The sequence below is a fragment of the Streptosporangium sp. NPDC001559 genome (assembly GCF_042893955.1).
GTDB lineage: Bacteria > Actinomycetota > Actinomycetes > Streptosporangiales > Streptosporangiaceae > Streptosporangium.
In genome coordinates this window covers 87,863-105,873 of the sequence record NZ_JBIAVG010000013.1, presented here as the reverse complement: position 1 = coordinate 105,873, position 18,011 = coordinate 87,863, and the positions used below count along the sequence as shown (strand labels likewise).

Sequence of the window (18,011 nt, the reverse complement as noted above, 5' to 3'; positions counted from 1 at the left end):
GGGACGTCAGTCCCGAAGGAGAGCCCCGTTGCGCCGGGCACGGTCCCCGGCGGAGGGCAGCGGCCCGACGGGCACGACCATGGGGGTGCCCGTCACAGGGTCCTCGATGACCCGGGCGGCCAGGTCGAAGACCTCCGCGAGCAACTCCTCGGTGAGGACCTCGGCGGGGGGCCCGGCGGCGACGACCTTGCCCAAGCGCATGGCGACCAGGTGGTCGGTGTAGCGGGCGGCGAGGTTGAGGTCGTGCAGGACCATCACCACCGTGCGGCCGAGCTCCCCGTGCAGGCGGCGGACGAGTTCGAGGACCTCGATCTGGTGTGCCAGGTCGAGGAAGGTCGTCGGTTCGTCGAGCAGCAGCAGGTCGGTGCCCTGGGCCAGGGCCATTGAGATCCAGGCGCGCTGGCGCTGCCCGCCGGACAGCTCGTCGAGCGGGCGTTCGCCCAGGTCGAGCAGGCCCGTCATGGACAGAGCCTCGTTGACGGCCGTCTCGTCGCCGGAGGACCACTGCCGGTACCACGTCTGGTGCGGGTGCCGTCCCCTGGCCACCAGATCGGCCACGGTCAGCCCCTCGGGGGCCGTGGGAGCCTGCGGCAGCACTCCCAGGATCTTCGCGACCTCCCTGGTCGGCATCCTGTCGATGCGTTTGCCGTCCAGCAGCACCTCACCGCCGGAGGGTTTCAGCAGTCGTCCCAGCGCGCGCAGCAGCGTGGACTTGCCGCATCCGTTGGGGCCGATGATCGTCGTCACCGTCCCGGCCTCGATCCCGAGGTCGAGCCCGTCGACGATGACGCGGTCGCCGTACCCGAGCTTGACGTCGACGGCCCGTAGTCTCAAGGTCGTGCCTTTCTTCGCGCGCGGACGAGGAGATAGATCAGATAGGGGGCGCCGAGGATCGCGGTGACCACGCCGACGGGAAGTTCGACGGGGCTGAACGCGGTCCGCGCGACCAGGTCGGAGGCGCTGGTGAGGACGGCACCGGTGAGCGCGGACACCACGAGCGGAGGCTGGGCCGCTCCGGCCAGGCGCAACGCGATCTGTGGCGCGGCCAGCGCGACGAAGACGATGGGGCCCGCCGCGGCGGTCGCGAGCGCGGCCAGCAGTACGGCGGCCAGGATCATCAGGCTCCTGGTGAGGTTGGGGCGCACCCCGAGCCCGGTGACGGTCTCCTCGCCGAAACGCAGCGCGCCGAGCGAGCGAGCGCCGACCAGGGCCGCCGGGACCAGTACGGCCAGCGCCACCGCGACGGGGACGACGTGTTCCCAGCCCCTGCCGTTCAGCGAGCCGGTGATCCAGACGATGGCGCGCCCGCTGTCGTTGACGTCGCCGATGGTCAGCAGCCAGTACTTGACGTTGACGCACATCACCGAGACGCCGATGCCGACGAGCACCAGGCGGTAGCCGTCCAGGCCGCCGCGCCAGGCGAGCGTGTAGACGGCCAGCGCCCCGGCCGCGCCGCCGAGCAGGGCGAGCAGTGGAATCCCGACCGAGGCCAGCATGCCGCCGGCCCCGCCCGCGGCGCTCGACGTGGCCACGATGGCCGCGACCACGCTCACACTGGCGCCCGGCGTCACCCCGAGGATGTCGGGGCTGGCCAGCGGGTTACGCGCGATGGCCTGGGTGATCGCCCCGGCCAGGGCGAGCGCCGCGCCGACGAGGACGCCGGTGAGCGCCCGGGGCAGCCGCAGTTCCATCACCACGAGGTGGTCGGGGCCGTCCCCCACGACGGCGCGGCCCACCTCGGCCAGGCTCATCGGGATGTCGCCGATCCGCATGCCGAGCCCGGTCAGCAGTACCGTGGCGGCCAGCAGGACCAGCGCCGTCAGGGCGGGGCGTGGCCGCAGGGGCCAGGAGGCGGGACCGGCCCGCAGCGCCCTCGTCTGTGCCCTCGTCTCACGGGGGCGCGCGCCGTACACGGGGGTGGGGTTCACAGGCGGACCGGCTTCCTGCGGCGGACCAGGGCGACGAAGAACGGCGCGCCGAGCAGGGCGAGCACCACTCCGGCCTCCAGTTCGCCGGGCCGGGCGACCACCCGTCCCGCCACGTCGGCGAGCAGCAGCGCCACCGCGCCGATCAGCCCCGAGTACGGCAGCAGCCACCGGTGGTCCGGGCCGGAGAGCGGGCGGGCCAGGTGGGGGACCATCAGGCCGAGGAAGGCCAGCGAGCCGCAGGCCGCGACCGAGGCGCCGGTGAGCAGCGTGATCGCGCAGATGCCGACGGCGCGGGTCAGGGTGACGTTCTGGCCCAGGGCCCTGGCCACGTCCTCGCCGAGGGCGAGCGCGTTGAGGCCGGGGGCGTTGATCAGGGCGAGCAGGAGCCCGACGGCGACGAAAGGCAGCACCTGGGTGACGGTCTCGGCGCCCCGGCCCGCGATCGAGCCGGTCTGCCAGAACCGGAAGACGTCCATCGCCTGCTCGTCCATCAGGACCAGGGCCGAGGTGAGCGCGTAGAGGAAGGAGCTGACCGCCGTGCCGGCCAGGGCCAGGGTCAGCGGGGTCGGGCCGGACCGTCCGCCGACCATGCCGAGGGCGAAGACTCCGGCGCTGGCGGTGAGGGCTCCGGCCAGGCCGAACCAGATGTAGCCGTACAGGCCGGTGACGCCGAGCGTCATGATGGCGAGCACCATCGCGAACGCCGCGCCCTGGGTGACGCCGAGCAGACCGGGGTCGGCCAGCGGGTTGCGGGTGTGCCCCTGCATGAGGGCGCCCGCGACGCCCAGGGCGATCCCGGCCATGATCCCGATGGCGGTCCTGGGCACGCGCAGCGACCGCACGACGATGTCGTTCTCGGTGCCCGACGGGCCGGTCAGGGCGTGCCACACGTCGCCGGGCGGGACCGGTTTCGCACCGACCGCGAGACTCAGCAGGACGGCGGTCAGCAGCAGGGCGAACAGCCCGGCGACCACGATCGACCTGCGGGTACGCAGGGACGCGAGAGCACCCCTCGGGGAGGGGGGCCGCGCGATGACCGCCGTCGTGCTCACGCGCGCTCCTCTCGCCTGCCGGAGACCGGACACCGTCCCGTGGAACGGGACCCCGATTGTCGGGCTCCGAACGAGTATGACAGTTTAGGCATGCCTAATCTAATTTAGGCATGCCTTACCTTGGAGGAAGTCCTGATGAGAACATTGCGCGCCGTGGCGCTCGGGGTGGCGACGGCCGTACTGTCGGCGGGGCTGGCCGCCTGCGGCACAAGCACGACGACCACCGCGAAGCCCGCCGGGGAAGCCGGGACGGGGTCGGCCCCCTCGGCCGGGGCGGCGAACGCGGAAGGCTTCCCCCGCACCGTGAAGCACGCCATGGGCGAGACCGTGATCCCGGCCAAGCCGGTGCGGGTCGTGACCCTCGACCAGAGCTTCGTCGACGCGGTGCTCACCCTGGACACCGACGTCGTCGGGTTCACCACCTACCGGGCGATCGACGACAAGCTTCCCGACTATCTGACCCCGGTCCTCGGGCACGCCAAGGACGCCGTCTCCGTCGGCACGCTCGAACAGCCGAGCCTGGAGCGGATCATCGCCCTCAAGCCCGACCTGATCGTCTCGGCGAAGGTCCGGCACGAGGCGCTGTACGACAAGCTGTCGAAGATCGCGCCGACGGTGTTCAGTGAGACCACCGGCGCGATCTGGAAGGAGAACCTCAGGCTCATGGGGCGGGCCCTGGGCAGGGAGGACCTGGCGGAGACCAGGCTCAAGGACTACCAGGACCGCGCCGCCGCGCTCGGTGCCTCCATCGACAAGAAGAACGGCGGAATGCCGACCGTCTCGGTCGTCCGGTTCGCCGGGGAGCCGACCGTGCGCCTGTACGTGGAGAACTCCTACTCGGGGCTGGTGCTGAAGGACGTCGGCTTCGTCCGGCCGAAGGACCAGCCGACCACGACCGAGACGATCGCGGTGAACATCAGCCAGGAGAACATCTCCCAGCTCGACGCCGAGCACATCTTCGTGGCGGCCTACCCCGACCCGGCGGCGGAGCCGATCAGGAAGGAGTTCCAGGCCAACCCGCTCTGGGGCAGGCTCAAGGGCGCCAAGCACGACGTCGCCGACGTCGTCTGGATGAGCGCGGTCGGCATCCAGGGCGCCCACGCCATCCTCGACGACGTCGCGAAGGTCTTCGGGGTCGATCCCGCCCGGGCCTCCTGAGCGGCTCCTTCGGGTGGGACGTCAGGGTTCGGCCAGGAAGGACCTCAGCTCCTCCAGGTGGGGGGCGATGTCCAGGCCGCGCTCGGCGAGCCAGGCGTCGTCGCCGTAGGTGCAGCGGTAGCGTTCGCCGCCGTCGCAGATCAAGGTGACGACGCTGCCCCGCTCGCCCGCCTGGCGCATCTCCCGCAGGATCCGTACGGCGGCCGCGACGTTGGTGCCCGTCGAGCCGCCGACGTCGCGGCCGGTGACCTCGCGGACCCAGCGCATCGCCGCGATGGACAGGGCGTCCGGGACCTGGATCATGCGGTCGATCACGGTGGGCATGAACGACGGTTCGACCCGGGGGCGGCCGATGCCCTCGATGCGGGAGCCGGGGGCGGTGACGGTGTCGTCGCCGGCGCACCAGCCCGGGTAGAAGGCGGACCCCTCAGGGTCGACCACCGCGAGCCTGGTCTGGTGCCGCCGGTAGCGGATGTAGCGGCCGATGGTCGAGGACGTGCCGCCGGTACCGGCGCCGACCACGATCCAGGTCGGCTCGGGGTGGGGCTCCATCTCCATCTGCTGGAAGATGCTCTCGGCGATGTTGTTGTTGCCGCGCCAGTCGGTGGCCCGCTCGGCGTAGGTGAACTGGTCCATGAAGTGGCCGCCGGTCTCGGCCGCGACCCTGCGGGACTCCTCGTAGATCGTCCCGGGGTCCTGAACGAGGTGACACCTGCCGCCGTAGAACTCGATCAGGGCGATCTTCTCAGGGGACGTCGAGGCGGGCATCACCGCGACGAACGGCAGGCCGACCAGCCTGGCGAAATAGGCCTCGCTCACCGCGGTCGAGCCGCTGGAGGCCTCGACGACCGTGGTCGAGGGGCCGATCCAGCCGTTGGCCAGGCCGTACAGGAACAGGGATCGGGCCAGGCGGTGCTTGAGTGAACCGGTGGGGTGGACGGACTCGTCTTTGAGGTAGAGGTTTACCCCCCAGTGCGTGGGAAGCGGGAAGACGTGGAGATGGGTATCGCAGCTTCGATGGGCGTCGGCCTCGACGTGACGGATGGCCTCGGCCACCCAGGAGCGGGTATATGGGTCATGCCTGTCCACGTATTCCATGCACCCAAAAGTAGCGCGAGCTGGGGTTATGTGATGATGGACACAACCTCTACCATCTTCAGAGGGAGATGTTACGATAATGAGACTTGTCCGGCTGTAGGGCGTGTCGTACCCGCCTTCGAAGCAGCCGACGACCAACCTCCTGACCAGGCGGAAGAGCTCTTAACGGCCCGCTTACGAGCCGCCTGCGAGCATTCGACAAGCCGCCGGAAAGGGCGTGTCGTGCCTGTGCCGGACGGTGGTGGGGGGAATCAGTGCAAGGGGGAAGAACACGTGATCACGATGACCGAAGAGCAGCGCCAGGACTGGTTCGAGCGCGACGTCGTTCCGGTCACCACCCAGCTCTACGCGTCCGCGATGCGTTTGACCCGCAACTCCGCCGACGCCGAGGACCTCGTGCAGGAGACGGTGGCCAAGGCGTTCACCTCTTACCACCAGTTCCGTGAGGGCACCAACCTCAAGGCGTGGCTGCACCGGATCCTCACCAACAACTTCATCAACGAGTACCGCAAGAAGCAGCGTTCGCCCAAGCTCTCGGCGACCGAGGAGATCGAGGACTGGCAGCTCGCCGCCGCCGAGTCCCACATGTCCTCCGGGCTGAAGTCCGCCGAGACCGAGGCACTCGAACAGCTGCCCGACAGCGCCGTGATGAACGCGCTGCGCTCCCTGCCCGAGGACTTCCGCGTCGCGGTCTACCTGGCCGACGTCGAGGGCTTCGCCTACAAGGAGATCGCCGAGCGCATGGGCACGCCCATCGGCACCGTCATGTCCCGGCTGCACCGTGGCCGCCGTCAGCTCAGGGCGATGCTTGAGGACTACGCCCGCGAGGAGGGCGCCGTCCGCCTGCCCGAGCAGCGCCAGGCCGCCTGACCGGCGGCTCCCGCCCGGTCCGAGCCTCAGCCCGCGGCGATCAGCGCGACCGCCGCGAGGGTGAAGCCGATGCCCGTCATCTGCACGACGTTGAGCCGCTCCTTCAGGACGTATCTGGCCAGCACCAGCGTGCTCGCCGGGTAGAGGGAGACCAGCACGCCGACGAGGCTCAGCATGCCGCGCTGCTGGGCGAACATGAACAGCACGTTGGCCAGCATGTCGAGGACCCCGGCCACCAGGATGATCCGCAGCGCGCCCGTGCCCGGTCGCAGCGTACGGCCGGTGGCCAGGGCCAGCAGGGCGATGAGGGTGATCGAGGAGAGGCGCGCGCCGAACAGCGGCCACATCCCGGTCTCGGCGGGCGACTGCGCGAGCAGGACGAAGAAGCCGCCGAACCCCGCGCCCGCGACCAGTGCGGCCACCAGCGGCCCGCGGCCGTTCCCGGACGCGCTCCGCGAGGGGTCACGGCTGACCAGCAGCACCGCGACCAGTGCCAGTGCCACACCGCAGAGCGCCGGCGGCTCGGGCCGCTCCCCGGTGGCCAGGCCGTACAGGACGGGCAGGGCCGCGGAGGTGGTCGCGGTGGTCGGGGCGACGACGGACATCACGCCGGTGGCCAGCGCCCGGTAGAAGAGCACCAGTCCGGCGGCGCCGGAGACGCCCGCCGCCATGCCCCAGGCGAACGCGCCCGCCGTCGGGGCGCCGGGCAGCAGCGGCATCAGCACGACCACCAGGGCGAGTCCGGCGCTCTGGGAGAGCACGACCACCGCCATCACCCGCGACCTGCGGGTGGCCAGGCCGCCGAAGAAGTCGGCCGTGCCGTAGACCACGGCGCAGAGTGTGGCCAGCGCCACCGCGATCATCCTTCACCTCGGTTCAATGGATTGCACCGTTAGAACAATATACGAGGTGCAAAATACTGCAAACCAGGTTCACTACACTGGACCGATGGATCCGGAGACGATCAACGCGGCGGTCGCCAACAACGTGCGGGCCCAGCGGGCACACCGGCAGATGACGCTCGACGAACTGGCCGCCCGCTCCGGGGTGAGCCGCGGCATGCTCGTCCAGGTCGAGCAGGGGCGGACCAACCCCAGCATCAACACGCTCACCCGCATCGCCGACGCCCTCGGGGTGACGGTCGCGCGCCTGGTCGAGGTCTCGGACGTGCCCGTCGTGCGGGTCGTCCCCGCTGCCGCCGTCGTCACCTTCCCGCACGGGAAGGCCAGCTCGGCCCGGCTGCTGGTCGGCACCGACGCCCCGTCGATCCTGGAGCTGTGGGACTGGCGGCTCGCCCCGGGTGACCACCACGACGGTGACGCCCACCCTCCGGGCACCAGGGAGATGCTGACCGTCATCGAGGGGGAGCTCACCCTCTCGGTGTACGGCGGCAGCCACGTCGTCGGCGTGGACGACGCCGTGGTGTTCCGGGCTGACCGGCCGCACCGCTACTCCAACAACGGGCAGGTTCCGCTCAGGTTCACGATGGTGGTGACCGAACCGAAGGAGACACCTGACCAATAGTGGGGAACGGGTGTCATCAGGCGACACGTGACCGCATCATTACCCCATGTCGCTTTCGCTGTCACCCGCCGGTGGCGGGGCCTGTGTCCCGGCCGCGCGGTCCGTCCCTCCGTCGGGGAGCGGTCCCTCCTCCCGCCGGGGAGGTGACGGGTGAACGAGCGTGTCGAGGCGGGGGAGGCGATCGCCAGGCTCCGCGCGGAGCTGGCCGGGCTCGGGGTCACCGGCGCCTACGAGGTCGACGACGACGGCACTCTCTCGGTATGGATCGGGCTCGTCGTTCGCTTCCGAGATGGTTTCTACCGGTGGCAGGAGGGCCAGGTGAAACGTCGGCATCTGGGCACGGATTCGAAAGGATGCGCCATTCGGGTAGCGCGTCGCTATGCGGAACTCCAGGCGGATGTCCCATCCTGGTGGGACGAACTGGCCAGGAGTCTGCGGGGGGACGTGGCCGGAGACTATCCGTGACCATCCGTGACCCCGGCCGGCCTGGCGGGGGGCAGACGTGTGGCGATGGATGGTTTTCACCATGGCCGTCCTGCTGGGAGTCGCGGGCTGTGAGCCTCCCGTCGCGCTCCTGAGCATCGAGAGTGATCCGTCCCCGTCCGTCTCGCCGTCCCCCGAGGCCTCTCTGCTCTTCGACCCGGAGGAACTCGCCGAGAGACTGGTCGCGATCCAGCGGCAGTGGCCGAGGAACAGCCTTCCGAAGCCGCCCGGCGCGCGCGGGGTGAACTGCGCCAGGGTCAGGTGCGTCGCGCTGACCTTCGACGACGGGCCCGGGCCGTACACCGGCAGGCTGCTCGACATCCTCGCCAGGCACCAGGCGAGGGCCACCTTCTTCGTGCTGGGCAGGATGGTCGCCGAGGACCGGGGGGAGAACCTCCGCAGGATGGTCGTCGAGGGACATGAGATCGGCAACCACACCTGGGACCACCTTCCGCTCCCTCAGCTCTCGGAGAAGTCGATCAGGTTCGAGCTGACCAGCACCCAGAAGGTCGTCAAACGGCTGTCCGGGGTCAAGATGACGATGATGCGGCCGCCGTACGGCTCGACGGGCAGGCGGGTCGCCGCGGAGGCCTCCCGCCTCGGGCTCGCCCAGGTCCTGTGGAGCGTCGACACCCTCGACTGGCGCGACCGCGACTCCCGGCTGGTCGCCCAGCGCGCCACCCAGGCCACCCCGGGGGCCATCGTGCTCATGCACGACATCCACCCGACGACCGTCGAGGCCGTGCCCGCCGTCCTGAACCAGTTCGTCCAGCGGGGCTACACGTTCGTGACGCTGTCGGAGCTGTACGGCGTGCCCCGCCTGGTGCCCGGCAGGGCCTACACCAGCATGGGCGACGGCGCCAGGGGGACCGCGGCCACGGAGATTCCCTAACCGTCGGTGGCCGATGGCACGATGGGCCGCATGGGTTTCAGCGGCTTTCCCGACGAGGGGCTCCTGTTCTACGAGGGCCTCGAGGCGGACAACTCCAAGACCTACTGGACGCGCAACAAGCGGGTCTACGAGGAGGCGGTCCGGGCTCCGATGACGGCCCTCGGCGAGGAGCTCGCCGAGGAGTTCGGGCAGGCGCGCATGTTCCGCCCCAACCGCGACGTCCGCTTCTCCAAGGACAAGTCCCCCTACAAGACGCACCAGGGGTCCTACGTCCCGAAGGGTGAGGCGATCGGCTTCTACGTCCAGCTCGACGCGGCCGGGCTGCTCGTCGGCGGAGGACTCTACGCCGCGCAGGGCGAACAGCTGGCCCGCTACCGCCAGGCGGTCGACGAGGAGATCAGCGGGACGCCGCTGGAGAAGATCGTCGCCGAGGCGCGCATCGCGGGCTACGCCATCGAGGGCGACCGTCTCAAGACGCGGCCGAGGGGCGTCCCCGAGGACCATCCCCGTCTTGACCTGCTCCGTCACAGGTCGCTGCACGCGGGCCGCCGTTTCGAGCCGGAGGAGTGGATCCACACCCCGCAGGTCGTGGAACGGGTGCGGGAGGTCTGGCGCGACCTCACCCCGCTGGTCGAGTGGCTCGCCGACCATCTTCCCGCCGACTGACCCGGGTCAGGGCTTCGTATGCCCCCGGTCACGGTTCGTTGACGGCCCTGACCGCCTTCGACCGGCCGCCCGGCGTTTCGCGTCCCCGGAGCGGCCCGCCCTCCTGACAGGAGCCTTGACACTCCGCTCGGATTTCGGATAGTCCGGAAGCATGGGTCCGAGTCGCTGCTGATTCGCGATACCACCAGCCGGAGCGGGGGAGGCGCCAATGGCGACCTACGAGTATGTCTGCCGGGACTGTGGATACTTCGACGTTCGTCTTCCGATGGGAACCGCGCCGTCCGAGTACGGCTGCGCTACCTGCGGACACGATGCCCGTCGCGTCTACTCCCCGCCGAACGTCTCCTGGGTTCCTCCGGCGCTCGCGGCCGCGTTCGGCCGTGAGGAACAGAGCCGGGAGGCGCCCGAGGTCGTCACCGCGCCGCCGGGACGGCGACCGCCCCGGCCGCCGCATCCCGCGCTGGCGCGCCTGCCCCGGCCATGATCCTGTGAGGGAGGTCCGGCGATGGCGACCGTGGGACTGCTTTACGTCGGTGCGGTGCTCTTCATCAACGGAATGATGCTGCTGGGAAAGGTCGACGCGCGGGCGGCGGCCGTCTTCAACCTCTTCGTCGGGGCGCTGCAGGTGGTCACACCCACCGTGCTGATCATCGCCGCGGGCGACAGGGCGGGCGCGATCCTCGGGGCCTCGGGGCTCTTCCTGTTCGGCTTCACCTACCTCTACGTGGGCATCGGCCTGCTCGGCGGGTTCGACACCACGGGGGTCGGCTATTTCTCGCTGTTCGTGGCGATCACGGCGCTCGGCTTCTCCTACGCGAACTTCAGGATCCTCGGGGACAAGCCCTTCGGCGTCATCTGGCTCTACTGGGCGTTCCTGTGGCTGCTGTTCTTCCTGCTGCTCGGGCTCAAGCGTGAGCACCTGACCGTCTACACGGGCTGGGTGACGGCGATCGAGGGGTGGGTGACCGCGGCCATCCCGGCCTTCCTGCTGCTCACCGGCTACTGGCAGAGCTGGAACCAGGACCTGCTGGCCGTACTGCTGGCGGTGTTCGGCGTGGTCGTCTTCGGCGGGCTGTGGCTGCTGACGAGGGGACGGCGGTCGCTTCCCGGCGGTACCGGCCCGGCGGGTGGGGCGACGGCCGCGGCGCACTAGACCTGTGCGTGCCCGTACGGCGTGCGACCCGGAGGAGGTGATGTGGCCTGGACATCCGGCCAGCACGCACATCCCAAGGAAGGAGTTGTCATGCCGAAGGTCGTCTTCAGCGTGGATCAGTCGAAGCCGATGCGTGACCAGCAGGTACCGGGACACAACCGGTGGCACCCGGACATCCCCGTGGCGGCCATGGTCAAGCCGGGGGACGTGTTCCGCGTCGAATGCCGTGAGTGGACCGACTCCCAGATACACAACAGCGACTCGGCGAACGACGTGCGGGACGTCGACCTGTCCTTCGCGCACATGCTCAGCGGCCCCATCGGGGTCGAGGGGGCCGAACCGGGAGACCTGCTGGTGGTCGACATCCTGGACCTGGGCCCGGTCCCCCAGGAGACCGGTGAGGCACCGGGACAGGGCTGGGGGTACACCGGCATATTCGCCAAGGCGAACGGCGGTGGCTTCCTGACCGACTACTTCCCCGACGCGTACAAGGCGATCTGGGACTTCAACGGCATATATGCGTCATCTCGCCATCTGCCCGGTATCAGATACGCGGGGATCACCCACCCCGGCCTGTTCGGCACGGCGCCGTCGGCCGAACTGCTCGCCAGCTGGAACCGGCGGGAACAGGCGCTCATCGACACCGACCCCGACCGGGTCCCGGCGCTCGGCCTGCCGCCGCTGGCCGACAACACCCTGGCCGGCCAGGCGACCGGCGAGGCGGCGGCCAGGATCGCCCGTGAGGGGGCCCGTACCGTGCCCGCGAGGGAGAACGGCGGCAACCACGACATCAAGAACTTCACGCGCGGTGCCCGCGTCTTCTACCCCGTCCACGTGAAGGACGCCAAGCTCTCCGGAGGCGACCTGCACTTCAGCCAGGGCGACGGAGAGATCACCTTCTGCGGGGCGATCGAGATGGGGGGCTTCATCGACTTCCACGTGGACCTCATCAAGGGAGGCATGGAGAAGTACGGCGTCAGCACCAACCCCGTCTTCATGCCCGGCAACGTCGAGCCGCGCTACTCGGAGTTCATCTCGTTCATCGGAATCTCGGTCGACCACGACACCAACACCAACTACTACCTCGACGCGACGGTGGCCTACCGCAGGGCGTGCCTCAACGCCATCGAGTACCTCAAGAGGTGGGGCTACACCGGGGAACAGGCCTACCTGCTGCTCGGCTCGGCGCCCATCGAGGGCCGGATCAGCGGCGTCGTCGACATCCCCAACGCCTGCTGCTCGCTCTACCTGCCCACGGAGATCTTCGACTTCGACGTGCGCCCGAACAAGGAGGGGCCCGTCAAGCAGAAGCGGGGACAGTGCGCGGTCTCGTCCTGACCCGATGACCCGGAGGGGGCTGCCCTCCGCGGGAGAGTCCTCTGGCGATGGAGCCGGGGGACTCTCCCGCGTCCAGGTTTCCGTGGGCCGGCCTGTGACCGGGGCCCGCCAGGAGGAGCCGCGGGCGACGGTCAGCGGTCGAACGCGGCGGTCTTCACGCCGTTGACGAAGGCGTGCCACCCGGGAGAGGTGAAGTAGAGGACGGGGCCCAGCGGGTCCTTGCTGTCGCGAACGGCATGGGTGGCGTCCCGCTTGTGCTCGGGGCGGTGCGCGGCGGAGCCGAGTTCGGCGACCTCGACGCAGTCGCCTCCGTTGGGGCTGCTGAAACTCGACTTCCGCCACGGGAGATTGCTCAGGTCCATTTCTCCTCTACCATTCTCTTGATGCTGTCCTCTGGCATGCCGGTGATAAACCGGGAGGAAGGCAGCCTCAAATGACCGCACTGCCCCCGGGGTCCTTCGGACGGTTCAATGATGATGCGGTCGCAGACGTCGTTTCTCAACACGTTACCCCGGTTTCGCCGACGGGGACGGCGATATTCACCGTTCGGGCAGGTACGGCCTCGTGGGCGGATCCGGCGACATGGATTTCCCGTGAAAAACGCGATGCGGGTAACCGATCACTTCCCGTGTCGCCAGTACCGTTGTCGAACGGTTACCTGGGGCCCCTGTTAATGGGTCATTCGGGTAACGGAATTCCCGGGGCGTATTCGGCGCGGCGGCGGCGTTCGAAGGATCTGGAACCACTTTGGAAACCCCCGTGAAAGAAGTGACACGTGTTAATCTCTGAGGGTCGTGAAACGCAAAAAGAGCGCCCGCCGTACGACGGACGCCCTTTTTCCGGAGGCTCTCAGCTGCCGCGCTTGGCGCGGGCCGCGCTCCTGCCCCGGGTGGCCGCGTCGAGGACGACCTTGCGGATGCGCACGTTCTCCGGAGTGATCTCCACGCACTCGTCCTCGCGGATGAACTCCAGCGCCTGCTCAAGGGAGAGCTGACGCGGCGGGATGACCTTCTCGGTCTCGTCCGCCGTCGAGGAGCGCATGTTGGTGAGCTTCTTCTCCTTGGTGATGTTCACGTCCATGTCATCCGAGCGGGAGTTCTCGCCGATGATCATGCCCTCGTAGACCTCGGTGGTCGGCGAGACGAACAGCACGCCGCGCTCCTGGAGGTTCAGCATCGCGAACGCGGTCACCGGGCCGGAACGGTCGGCGACCAGCGAGCCGTTGTTGCGGGTGCGCAGCTCGCCGAACCAGGGCTCGTAGGAGTCGAAGACGTGGTGCACCAGGCCGGTGCCCCGGGTCTCGGTGAGGAACTCGGTCCTGAAGCCGATCAGGCCGCGGGCCGGGACCACGAACTCCATCCGGATCCAGCCGGTGCCGTGGTTGGTCATGTGCTCCATCCGGCCCTTGCGCACGGCCAGAAGCTGCGTCACCGCGCCGAGGTACTCCTCGGGGCAGTCGACGGTCAGCCGCTCGACCGGCTCGTGCACCTTGCCGTCGATGGTCTTGGTGACCACCTGCGGCTTGCCGACGGTCAGCTCGTAGCCCTCGCGGCGCATCTGCTCGACCAGGATGGCCAGCGCCAGCTCACCACGGCCCTGCACCTCCCAGGCGTCGGGCCGGTCGGTCGGCAGGACGCGCAGCGAGACGTTGCCGATCAGCTCCTTGTCGAGGCGGTCCTTGACCATGCGGGCGGTGACCTTGGAGCCCTTGACCTTGCCGACCAGCGGCGAGGTGTTGGTGCCGATGGTCATCGAGATCGCCGGCTCGTCGACCGTGATCAGCGGCAGCGGACGCGGGTCCTCCGGGTCGGCCAGCGTCTCGCCGATCATGATGTCCGGGATGCCGGCGATCGCGATGATGTCGCCGGGCCCGGCCTCCTCGGCGGGCTTGCGCTCAAGCGCATCGGTCATCAGCAGTTCGGTGATCTTCACCTTCTGGATGCTGCCGTCGGTGCGGCACCAGGCGACCTGCTGGCCCTTCCTGATGGTGCCCTGGTGGACGCGGCACAGCGCGATCCTGCCGAGGTAGGAGGAGGCGTCGAGGTTGGTGACGTGCGCCTGCAGCGGGGCGTCCGGGTCGTAGGTCGGCGCGGGGATGGTCTCCTTGATGACCTCGAAGAGAGGTTCGAGGTCGTCGGAGTCGGGCATCCCGCCGTCCTCGGGGCGGTTCAGCGAGGCGCGGCCCGCCTTGGCCGAGGCGTAGACGATCGGGAAGTCGATCTGCTCCTCGGTGGCGTCGAGGTCCATGAAGAGCTCGTAGACCTCGTCAACGACCTCCTTGATCCGGGCGTCGGGGCGGTCGACCTTGTTGATGCACAGGATGACCGGCATCTTGGCGGCGAACGCCTTGCGCAGCACGAACCGGGTCTGCGGCAGCGGACCCTCCGAGGCGTCGACCAGCAGCACGACGCCGTCGACCATCGACAGACCGCGCTCGACCTCGCCGCCGAAGTCGGCGTGGCCCGGGGTGTCGATGATGTTGAGGGTCATGCCGCCGTGCTTGACGGCGGTGTTCTTCGCGAGAATGGTGATGCCCTTCTCGCGTTCGAGGTCGTTGGAGTCCATCACGCGGTCGTCCACGTCCTGGTTCGCGCGGAACGCTCCGGACTGCCAGAGCATGGCATCCACGAGAGTGGTCTTGCCGTGGTCGACGTGCGCGATGATCGCGATGTTCCGCAGGTCATCGCGGCTGTTCAAAGGCATGTTTGAGTCTCACTCTGTGATCGTGGAGGCTGGCCGCGGACCGTGCGGCCTCCCTATTTTAGTTGATCCGCAACAATCGCTTTCACGCCGCCGCCGAACGCGGTCATATGTTCACCTCCGGGACACCCCGCAGGCCTGCGGAGCGGGCCTTTCTCCGCTATGGCGAGCTGTCCCCCGGCCCGTCGTGTTCGGTCATAAGCTCGTGAACATGCCGCTAGCGCCGTCGTTCGCCGTGATGCTCAGGACCGAGGACAACGTGCGGATCGACGCCGCGCACACCCCGTCACGCGGGCCTGCCGACCTGGGCATCGTGCTCGCCCACGGCTTCACCGGCTCGCTCAGGGAACGCCCGGCCCGCCGCATCACCCACGTGCTCAGCGGGTTCGGCGGCGTCGTCTCCTTCGACTTCCGCGGCCACGGCCACTCCGGCGGTGAGTCGACCGTCGGGGACCTGGAGGTGCTCGACATGGACGCGGCGGTGCGGCACGTCAGGGCGATCGGCTACGCCAGGGTCGCCGTCGTCGGCTTCTCCATGGGCGGGGCGGTGGCCGTACGGTACGCCGGATGGCGGGCGGCGGCGGGCCGGGCCGGGCGGGCCAGGCGGGAGGGCGAGATCGACGCCGTGGTCACGGTCAGCGCGCCCGCGCGGTGGTACTACCGGGGGACCAGGCCCATGCGGCAGGTGCACTGGGCGATCGAGCGCCCTCTGGGGCGCCTGGCCGCGCGGGTCGGCAAGCGGACGAGGATCAGGAGCAGGGGATGGGACCCGGTGCCCTCCGCCCCCCACGAGGCGGTCGTGGACATCTCGCCGACCCCGCTGCTGATCGTCCACGGCGACGCCGACTCCTTCTTCCCCCTCGACCACGCCCACCAGCTCCACGACGCGGCGGGGGAGCCGAAGGAGCTGTGGATCGAGCCGGGCTACGGCCACGCCGAGTCGGCGGCGACCCCCGACCTGGTCCGCAGGATCGGCAGGTGGGTCGTGGCCAACTCCTGACCCCCTGGTTCACCCGGGCGACGTCCTGAGGGTGTTGACTGCTCTGCGTCTTTGGTCGGGCCTGGTTTCGCGACCTGGTCTCGCGGCACAGGAGGGCGTATGCGCAGCATCTACGTGGCGGGTCTCGGGCGGGGGGACGGCAGGCAGATCGTCGAACTGGGCCTGATGGAGCTGCTCGCCCGCCGGGCCCACAGAACGGGGGTCTTCCGGCCGATCACCAGGGGAGACGACCGTACGCTCGAACTGCTCGGCATGAGGTACCGGCCCGCGGCCGCCCAGTCCGGCGTCACGGCAGAGGCCGCCGCGGAGATCTACGCCGGTCACGGCACCGAGGAGCTGATCTCCCGGCTGGTCACCCGCTTCCACGCGCTCGAACGGGAGTGCGACGCGCTGCTCGTGCTCGGCAGTTCCTTCGCCACCGACGACCTGCCCAGGGAACTGGCGTTCAACGCCCGGCTCGCCGCGGAGTTCGGCGCCCCGGTGATCGTGGTGGTCGGCGCGCACGGCGAACGGGCCGAGGAGATCGCGATGGAGATGCGCACCGGCTACCAGGTCTTCTCCGACCTCGGCAGCACGGTGCTCGCGGTCGTCGCCAACCGGGTGCCGGCCGGGATGAGCGTCGATCCCGTTCTTCCCGTGCCCTGCTACGTCATCCCTGAGCACCCCTCGCTCTCGGCGCCGACGGTCGGGCAGGTGATGCGGGCCGTCGACGCCAGAGGGCTGCAGGGCGACGAGGACGCGCTGCGCAGGGACGTGCTGGGGTTCGTGTTCGGCGGGGCCACGTTGCCGGTCTTCCTCGAACACCTGACGGACGGGGCCCTGGTGATCACCCCGGGAGACCGGGCCGACCTGCTGCTGGCCTCCCTCGCCACGGAGGCGGCGGGCACCGTCAGGCCGTCCGGCGTGGTCCTGACGCTCGGCCAGGAGCCGACGAAGACCGTGCGGGACCTCACCGCCCGCCTGGCCCCCGGCGTGCCTGTGCTCTCCGCCGCGGCGGACAGCTTCACCGTCGCCACGACCCTGGCCGGGCTGGAAGGGCGGCTGACGGCCGACAACCCCCGGAAGATCGACACCGCGCTCGGCCACTTCGAGTCCCACGTGAACACCGCCGACCTCGCGGACCGGATCGAACTGGCCCGTCCGGAGCGGGTCACCCCGATGATGTTCGAGCACACCCTGCTGGAGCGGGCCCGCGCCCAGCGAAGGCACATCGTGCTGCCCGAGGGCGAGGAAGACCGCGTCCTGCGGGCCGCCGACATCCTCATGCGGCGGGGCATCGTCGACCTCACCCTGCTCGGCAGGCAGGAGGTGATCCGCAGGAGGATCGGAGACCTCGGTCTCGACCTGTCCGGCGTGACCGTCGTCGACCCCGTGACCTCCCCGATGCGCGGCCCCTACGCCCGTGAGTACGCCGCGCTGCGGGCGCACAAGGGCGTGACGCAGGAACGGGCGGAGGAACTGATGGCCGACGTCAACTTCTTCGGCACGATGATGCTGCACCGCGGCGAGGTGCACGGCATGGTCTCCGGCGCCGCGCACACCACGGCCGCGACGATCCTGCCGGCCTTCCAGATCATCAAGACGGTCCCCGGCACCTCGGTCGTCTCCTCGGTGTTCTTCATGTGCCTGGCCGATAGGGTGCTCGTCTACGGCGACTGCGCGATCAACCCCGACCCCGACGCCGAACGGCTCGCCGACATCGCGATCTCCTCGGCCCGTACGGCACGGCGCTTCGGCATCGAGCCCAGGGTCGCGATGCTGTCGTACTCGACGGGGCACTCGGGCAGCGGCGCGGACGTCGACAAGGTGCGCCAGGCCACCGCCCTGGTCGCCGAACGGGCACCGGACCTGCTGGTCGAGGGGCCGATCCAGTACGACGCGGCGGTGGACGCCAGGGTCGCCGCCACCAAACTGCCGGGCTCCCCGGTCGCGGGCCGGGCGACCGTGCTGATCTTCCCGGACCTGAACACCGGCAACAACACCTACAAGGCCGTGCAGCGCTCGGCCGGGGCCGTGGCGGTCGGGCCGGTGCTCCAGGGGCTCCGCAGGCCGGTCAACGACCTGTCGCGGGGCGCGCTGGTCACCGACATCGTGAGCACCGTGGCCATCACCGCCATCCAGGCGCAGGAGAAGCAGGAACAGGGGTGAG

General features: G+C 69.7%; 18 protein-coding genes. 11 read left to right on the top strand and 7 right to left on the bottom strand.

Annotated features, from left to right (window positions below):
* Positions 1 to 6: 6 nt before the first annotated feature.
* Genes ACFYY8_RS27460 through ACFYY8_RS27450 form a run of 3 tightly spaced genes read right to left on the bottom strand, consistent with a single transcriptional unit; the run spans position 7 to position 2,980 of the window.
* A complete protein-coding gene (locus tag ACFYY8_RS27460) occupies positions 7 to 834 on the bottom strand; it encodes an ABC transporter ATP-binding protein (protein WP_390045710.1) in 828 nt (275 codons plus the stop codon).
* Positions 831 to 1,928, bottom strand: coding sequence for a FecCD family ABC transporter permease (locus ACFYY8_RS27455; protein WP_390045708.1), 1,098 nt, complete (start codon positions 1,926 to 1,928; stop codon positions 831 to 833). The genes ACFYY8_RS27460 and ACFYY8_RS27455 overlap by 4 nt, the downstream gene beginning before the upstream one ends.
* A complete protein-coding gene (locus tag ACFYY8_RS27450; RefSeq protein WP_390045706.1) occupies positions 1,925 to 2,980 on the bottom strand; it encodes a FecCD family ABC transporter permease in 1,056 nt (351 codons plus the stop codon). Before ACFYY8_RS27450 ends, ACFYY8_RS27455 begins: the two co-directional genes overlap by 4 nt.
* A gap of 135 nt (positions 2,981 to 3,115) precedes the next feature.
* Here ACFYY8_RS27450 and ACFYY8_RS27445 point away from each other — a divergent pair, with 135 nt between their 5' ends.
* Positions 3,116 to 4,138, top strand: a complete 1,023-nt coding sequence (locus ACFYY8_RS27445; RefSeq protein ID WP_390045704.1) for an ABC transporter substrate-binding protein — start codon at positions 3,116 to 3,118, stop codon at positions 4,136 to 4,138.
* A 21-nt stretch (positions 4,139 to 4,159) separates the two neighbouring features.
* Here the strand turns inward: ACFYY8_RS27445 and ACFYY8_RS27440 are convergent, their stop codons facing one another.
* The gene (locus tag ACFYY8_RS27440; RefSeq protein ID WP_362774096.1) at positions 4,160 to 5,236 is read right to left on the bottom strand and encodes a PLP-dependent cysteine synthase family protein; all 1,077 of its coding nucleotides are present in this window, start codon (positions 5,234 to 5,236) and stop codon (positions 4,160 to 4,162) included.
* Positions 5,237 to 5,518: 282 nt separating this feature from the next.
* Between ACFYY8_RS27440 and ACFYY8_RS27435 the strand changes: the two genes are divergently transcribed.
* A complete protein-coding gene (locus ACFYY8_RS27435; RefSeq protein WP_390045971.1) occupies positions 5,519 to 6,106 on the top strand; it encodes a sigma-70 family RNA polymerase sigma factor in 588 nt (195 codons plus the stop codon).
* A 26-nt stretch (positions 6,107 to 6,132) separates the two neighbouring features.
* Here the strand turns inward: ACFYY8_RS27435 and ACFYY8_RS27430 are convergent, their stop codons facing one another.
* On the bottom strand, positions 6,133 to 6,969 hold the full coding sequence (locus tag ACFYY8_RS27430; RefSeq protein WP_390045699.1) for an EamA family transporter: 837 nt from the start codon (positions 6,967 to 6,969) through the stop codon (positions 6,133 to 6,135).
* Positions 6,970 to 7,054: 85 nt separating this feature from the next.
* Between ACFYY8_RS27430 and ACFYY8_RS27425 the strand changes: the two genes are divergently transcribed.
* The 7 genes from ACFYY8_RS27425 (at position 7,055) to fmdA (ending at position 12,162) form a co-directional block, all read left to right on the top strand.
* Positions 7,055 to 7,630 carry a helix-turn-helix domain-containing protein gene (locus ACFYY8_RS27425; protein ID WP_390045696.1) on the top strand — a complete coding sequence of 192 codons (576 nt, stop codon included), beginning with the start codon at positions 7,055 to 7,057 and terminating at the stop codon, positions 7,628 to 7,630.
* 150 nt (positions 7,631 to 7,780) lie between these two features.
* On the top strand, positions 7,781 to 8,095 hold the full coding sequence (locus tag ACFYY8_RS27420) for a hypothetical protein (protein ID WP_390045694.1): 315 nt from the start codon (positions 7,781 to 7,783) through the stop codon (positions 8,093 to 8,095).
* 61 nt (positions 8,096 to 8,156) lie between these two features.
* Positions 8,157 to 9,005: a polysaccharide deacetylase family protein gene (locus ACFYY8_RS27415; RefSeq protein WP_390045692.1), complete on the top strand. Its 849-nt coding sequence runs from the start codon at positions 8,157 to 8,159 to the stop codon at positions 9,003 to 9,005.
* A gap of 30 nt (positions 9,006 to 9,035) precedes the next feature.
* Positions 9,036 to 9,671, top strand: a complete 636-nt coding sequence (locus ACFYY8_RS27410) for a DUF2461 domain-containing protein (RefSeq protein ID WP_390045690.1) — start codon at positions 9,036 to 9,038, stop codon at positions 9,669 to 9,671.
* A gap of 208 nt (positions 9,672 to 9,879) precedes the next feature.
* The gene (locus tag ACFYY8_RS27405) at positions 9,880 to 10,155 is read left to right on the top strand and encodes an FmdB family zinc ribbon protein (RefSeq protein ID WP_390045688.1); all 276 of its coding nucleotides are present in this window, start codon (positions 9,880 to 9,882) and stop codon (positions 10,153 to 10,155) included.
* A 21-nt stretch (positions 10,156 to 10,176) separates the two neighbouring features.
* The gene (locus ACFYY8_RS27400) at positions 10,177 to 10,824 is read left to right on the top strand and encodes an AmiS/UreI family transporter (RefSeq protein WP_390045686.1); all 648 of its coding nucleotides are present in this window, start codon (positions 10,177 to 10,179) and stop codon (positions 10,822 to 10,824) included.
* Positions 10,825 to 10,914: 90 nt separating this feature from the next.
* Positions 10,915 to 12,162 carry a formamidase gene (gene fmdA, locus ACFYY8_RS27395; protein ID WP_390045684.1) on the top strand — a complete coding sequence of 416 codons (1,248 nt, stop codon included), beginning with the start codon at positions 10,915 to 10,917 and terminating at the stop codon, positions 12,160 to 12,162.
* A gap of 131 nt (positions 12,163 to 12,293) precedes the next feature.
* Here fmdA and ACFYY8_RS27390 read toward each other — a convergent pair whose 3' ends face one another.
* Both ACFYY8_RS27390 and typA read right to left on the bottom strand, forming a co-directional pair.
* Entirely contained in the window at positions 12,294 to 12,524 is a 231-nt protein-coding gene (locus ACFYY8_RS27390; protein ID WP_390045682.1) for a DUF397 domain-containing protein, read from the bottom strand.
* 487 nt (positions 12,525 to 13,011) lie between these two features.
* On the bottom strand, positions 13,012 to 14,865 hold the full coding sequence (typA, locus tag ACFYY8_RS27385; RefSeq protein ID WP_390045680.1) for a translational GTPase TypA: 1,854 nt from the start codon (positions 14,863 to 14,865) through the stop codon (positions 13,012 to 13,014).
* 208 nt (positions 14,866 to 15,073) lie between these two features.
* Here typA and ACFYY8_RS27380 point away from each other — a divergent pair, with 208 nt between their 5' ends.
* Positions 15,074 to 15,862 carry an alpha/beta hydrolase gene (locus ACFYY8_RS27380; RefSeq protein ID WP_390045678.1) on the top strand — a complete coding sequence of 263 codons (789 nt, stop codon included), beginning with the start codon at positions 15,074 to 15,076 and terminating at the stop codon, positions 15,860 to 15,862.
* A 99-nt stretch (positions 15,863 to 15,961) separates the two neighbouring features.
* The gene (pta, locus tag ACFYY8_RS27375; RefSeq protein ID WP_390045676.1) at positions 15,962 to 18,010 is read left to right on the top strand and encodes a phosphate acetyltransferase; all 2,049 of its coding nucleotides are present in this window, start codon (positions 15,962 to 15,964) and stop codon (positions 18,008 to 18,010) included.
* Position 18,011 lies beyond the last annotated feature (1 nt).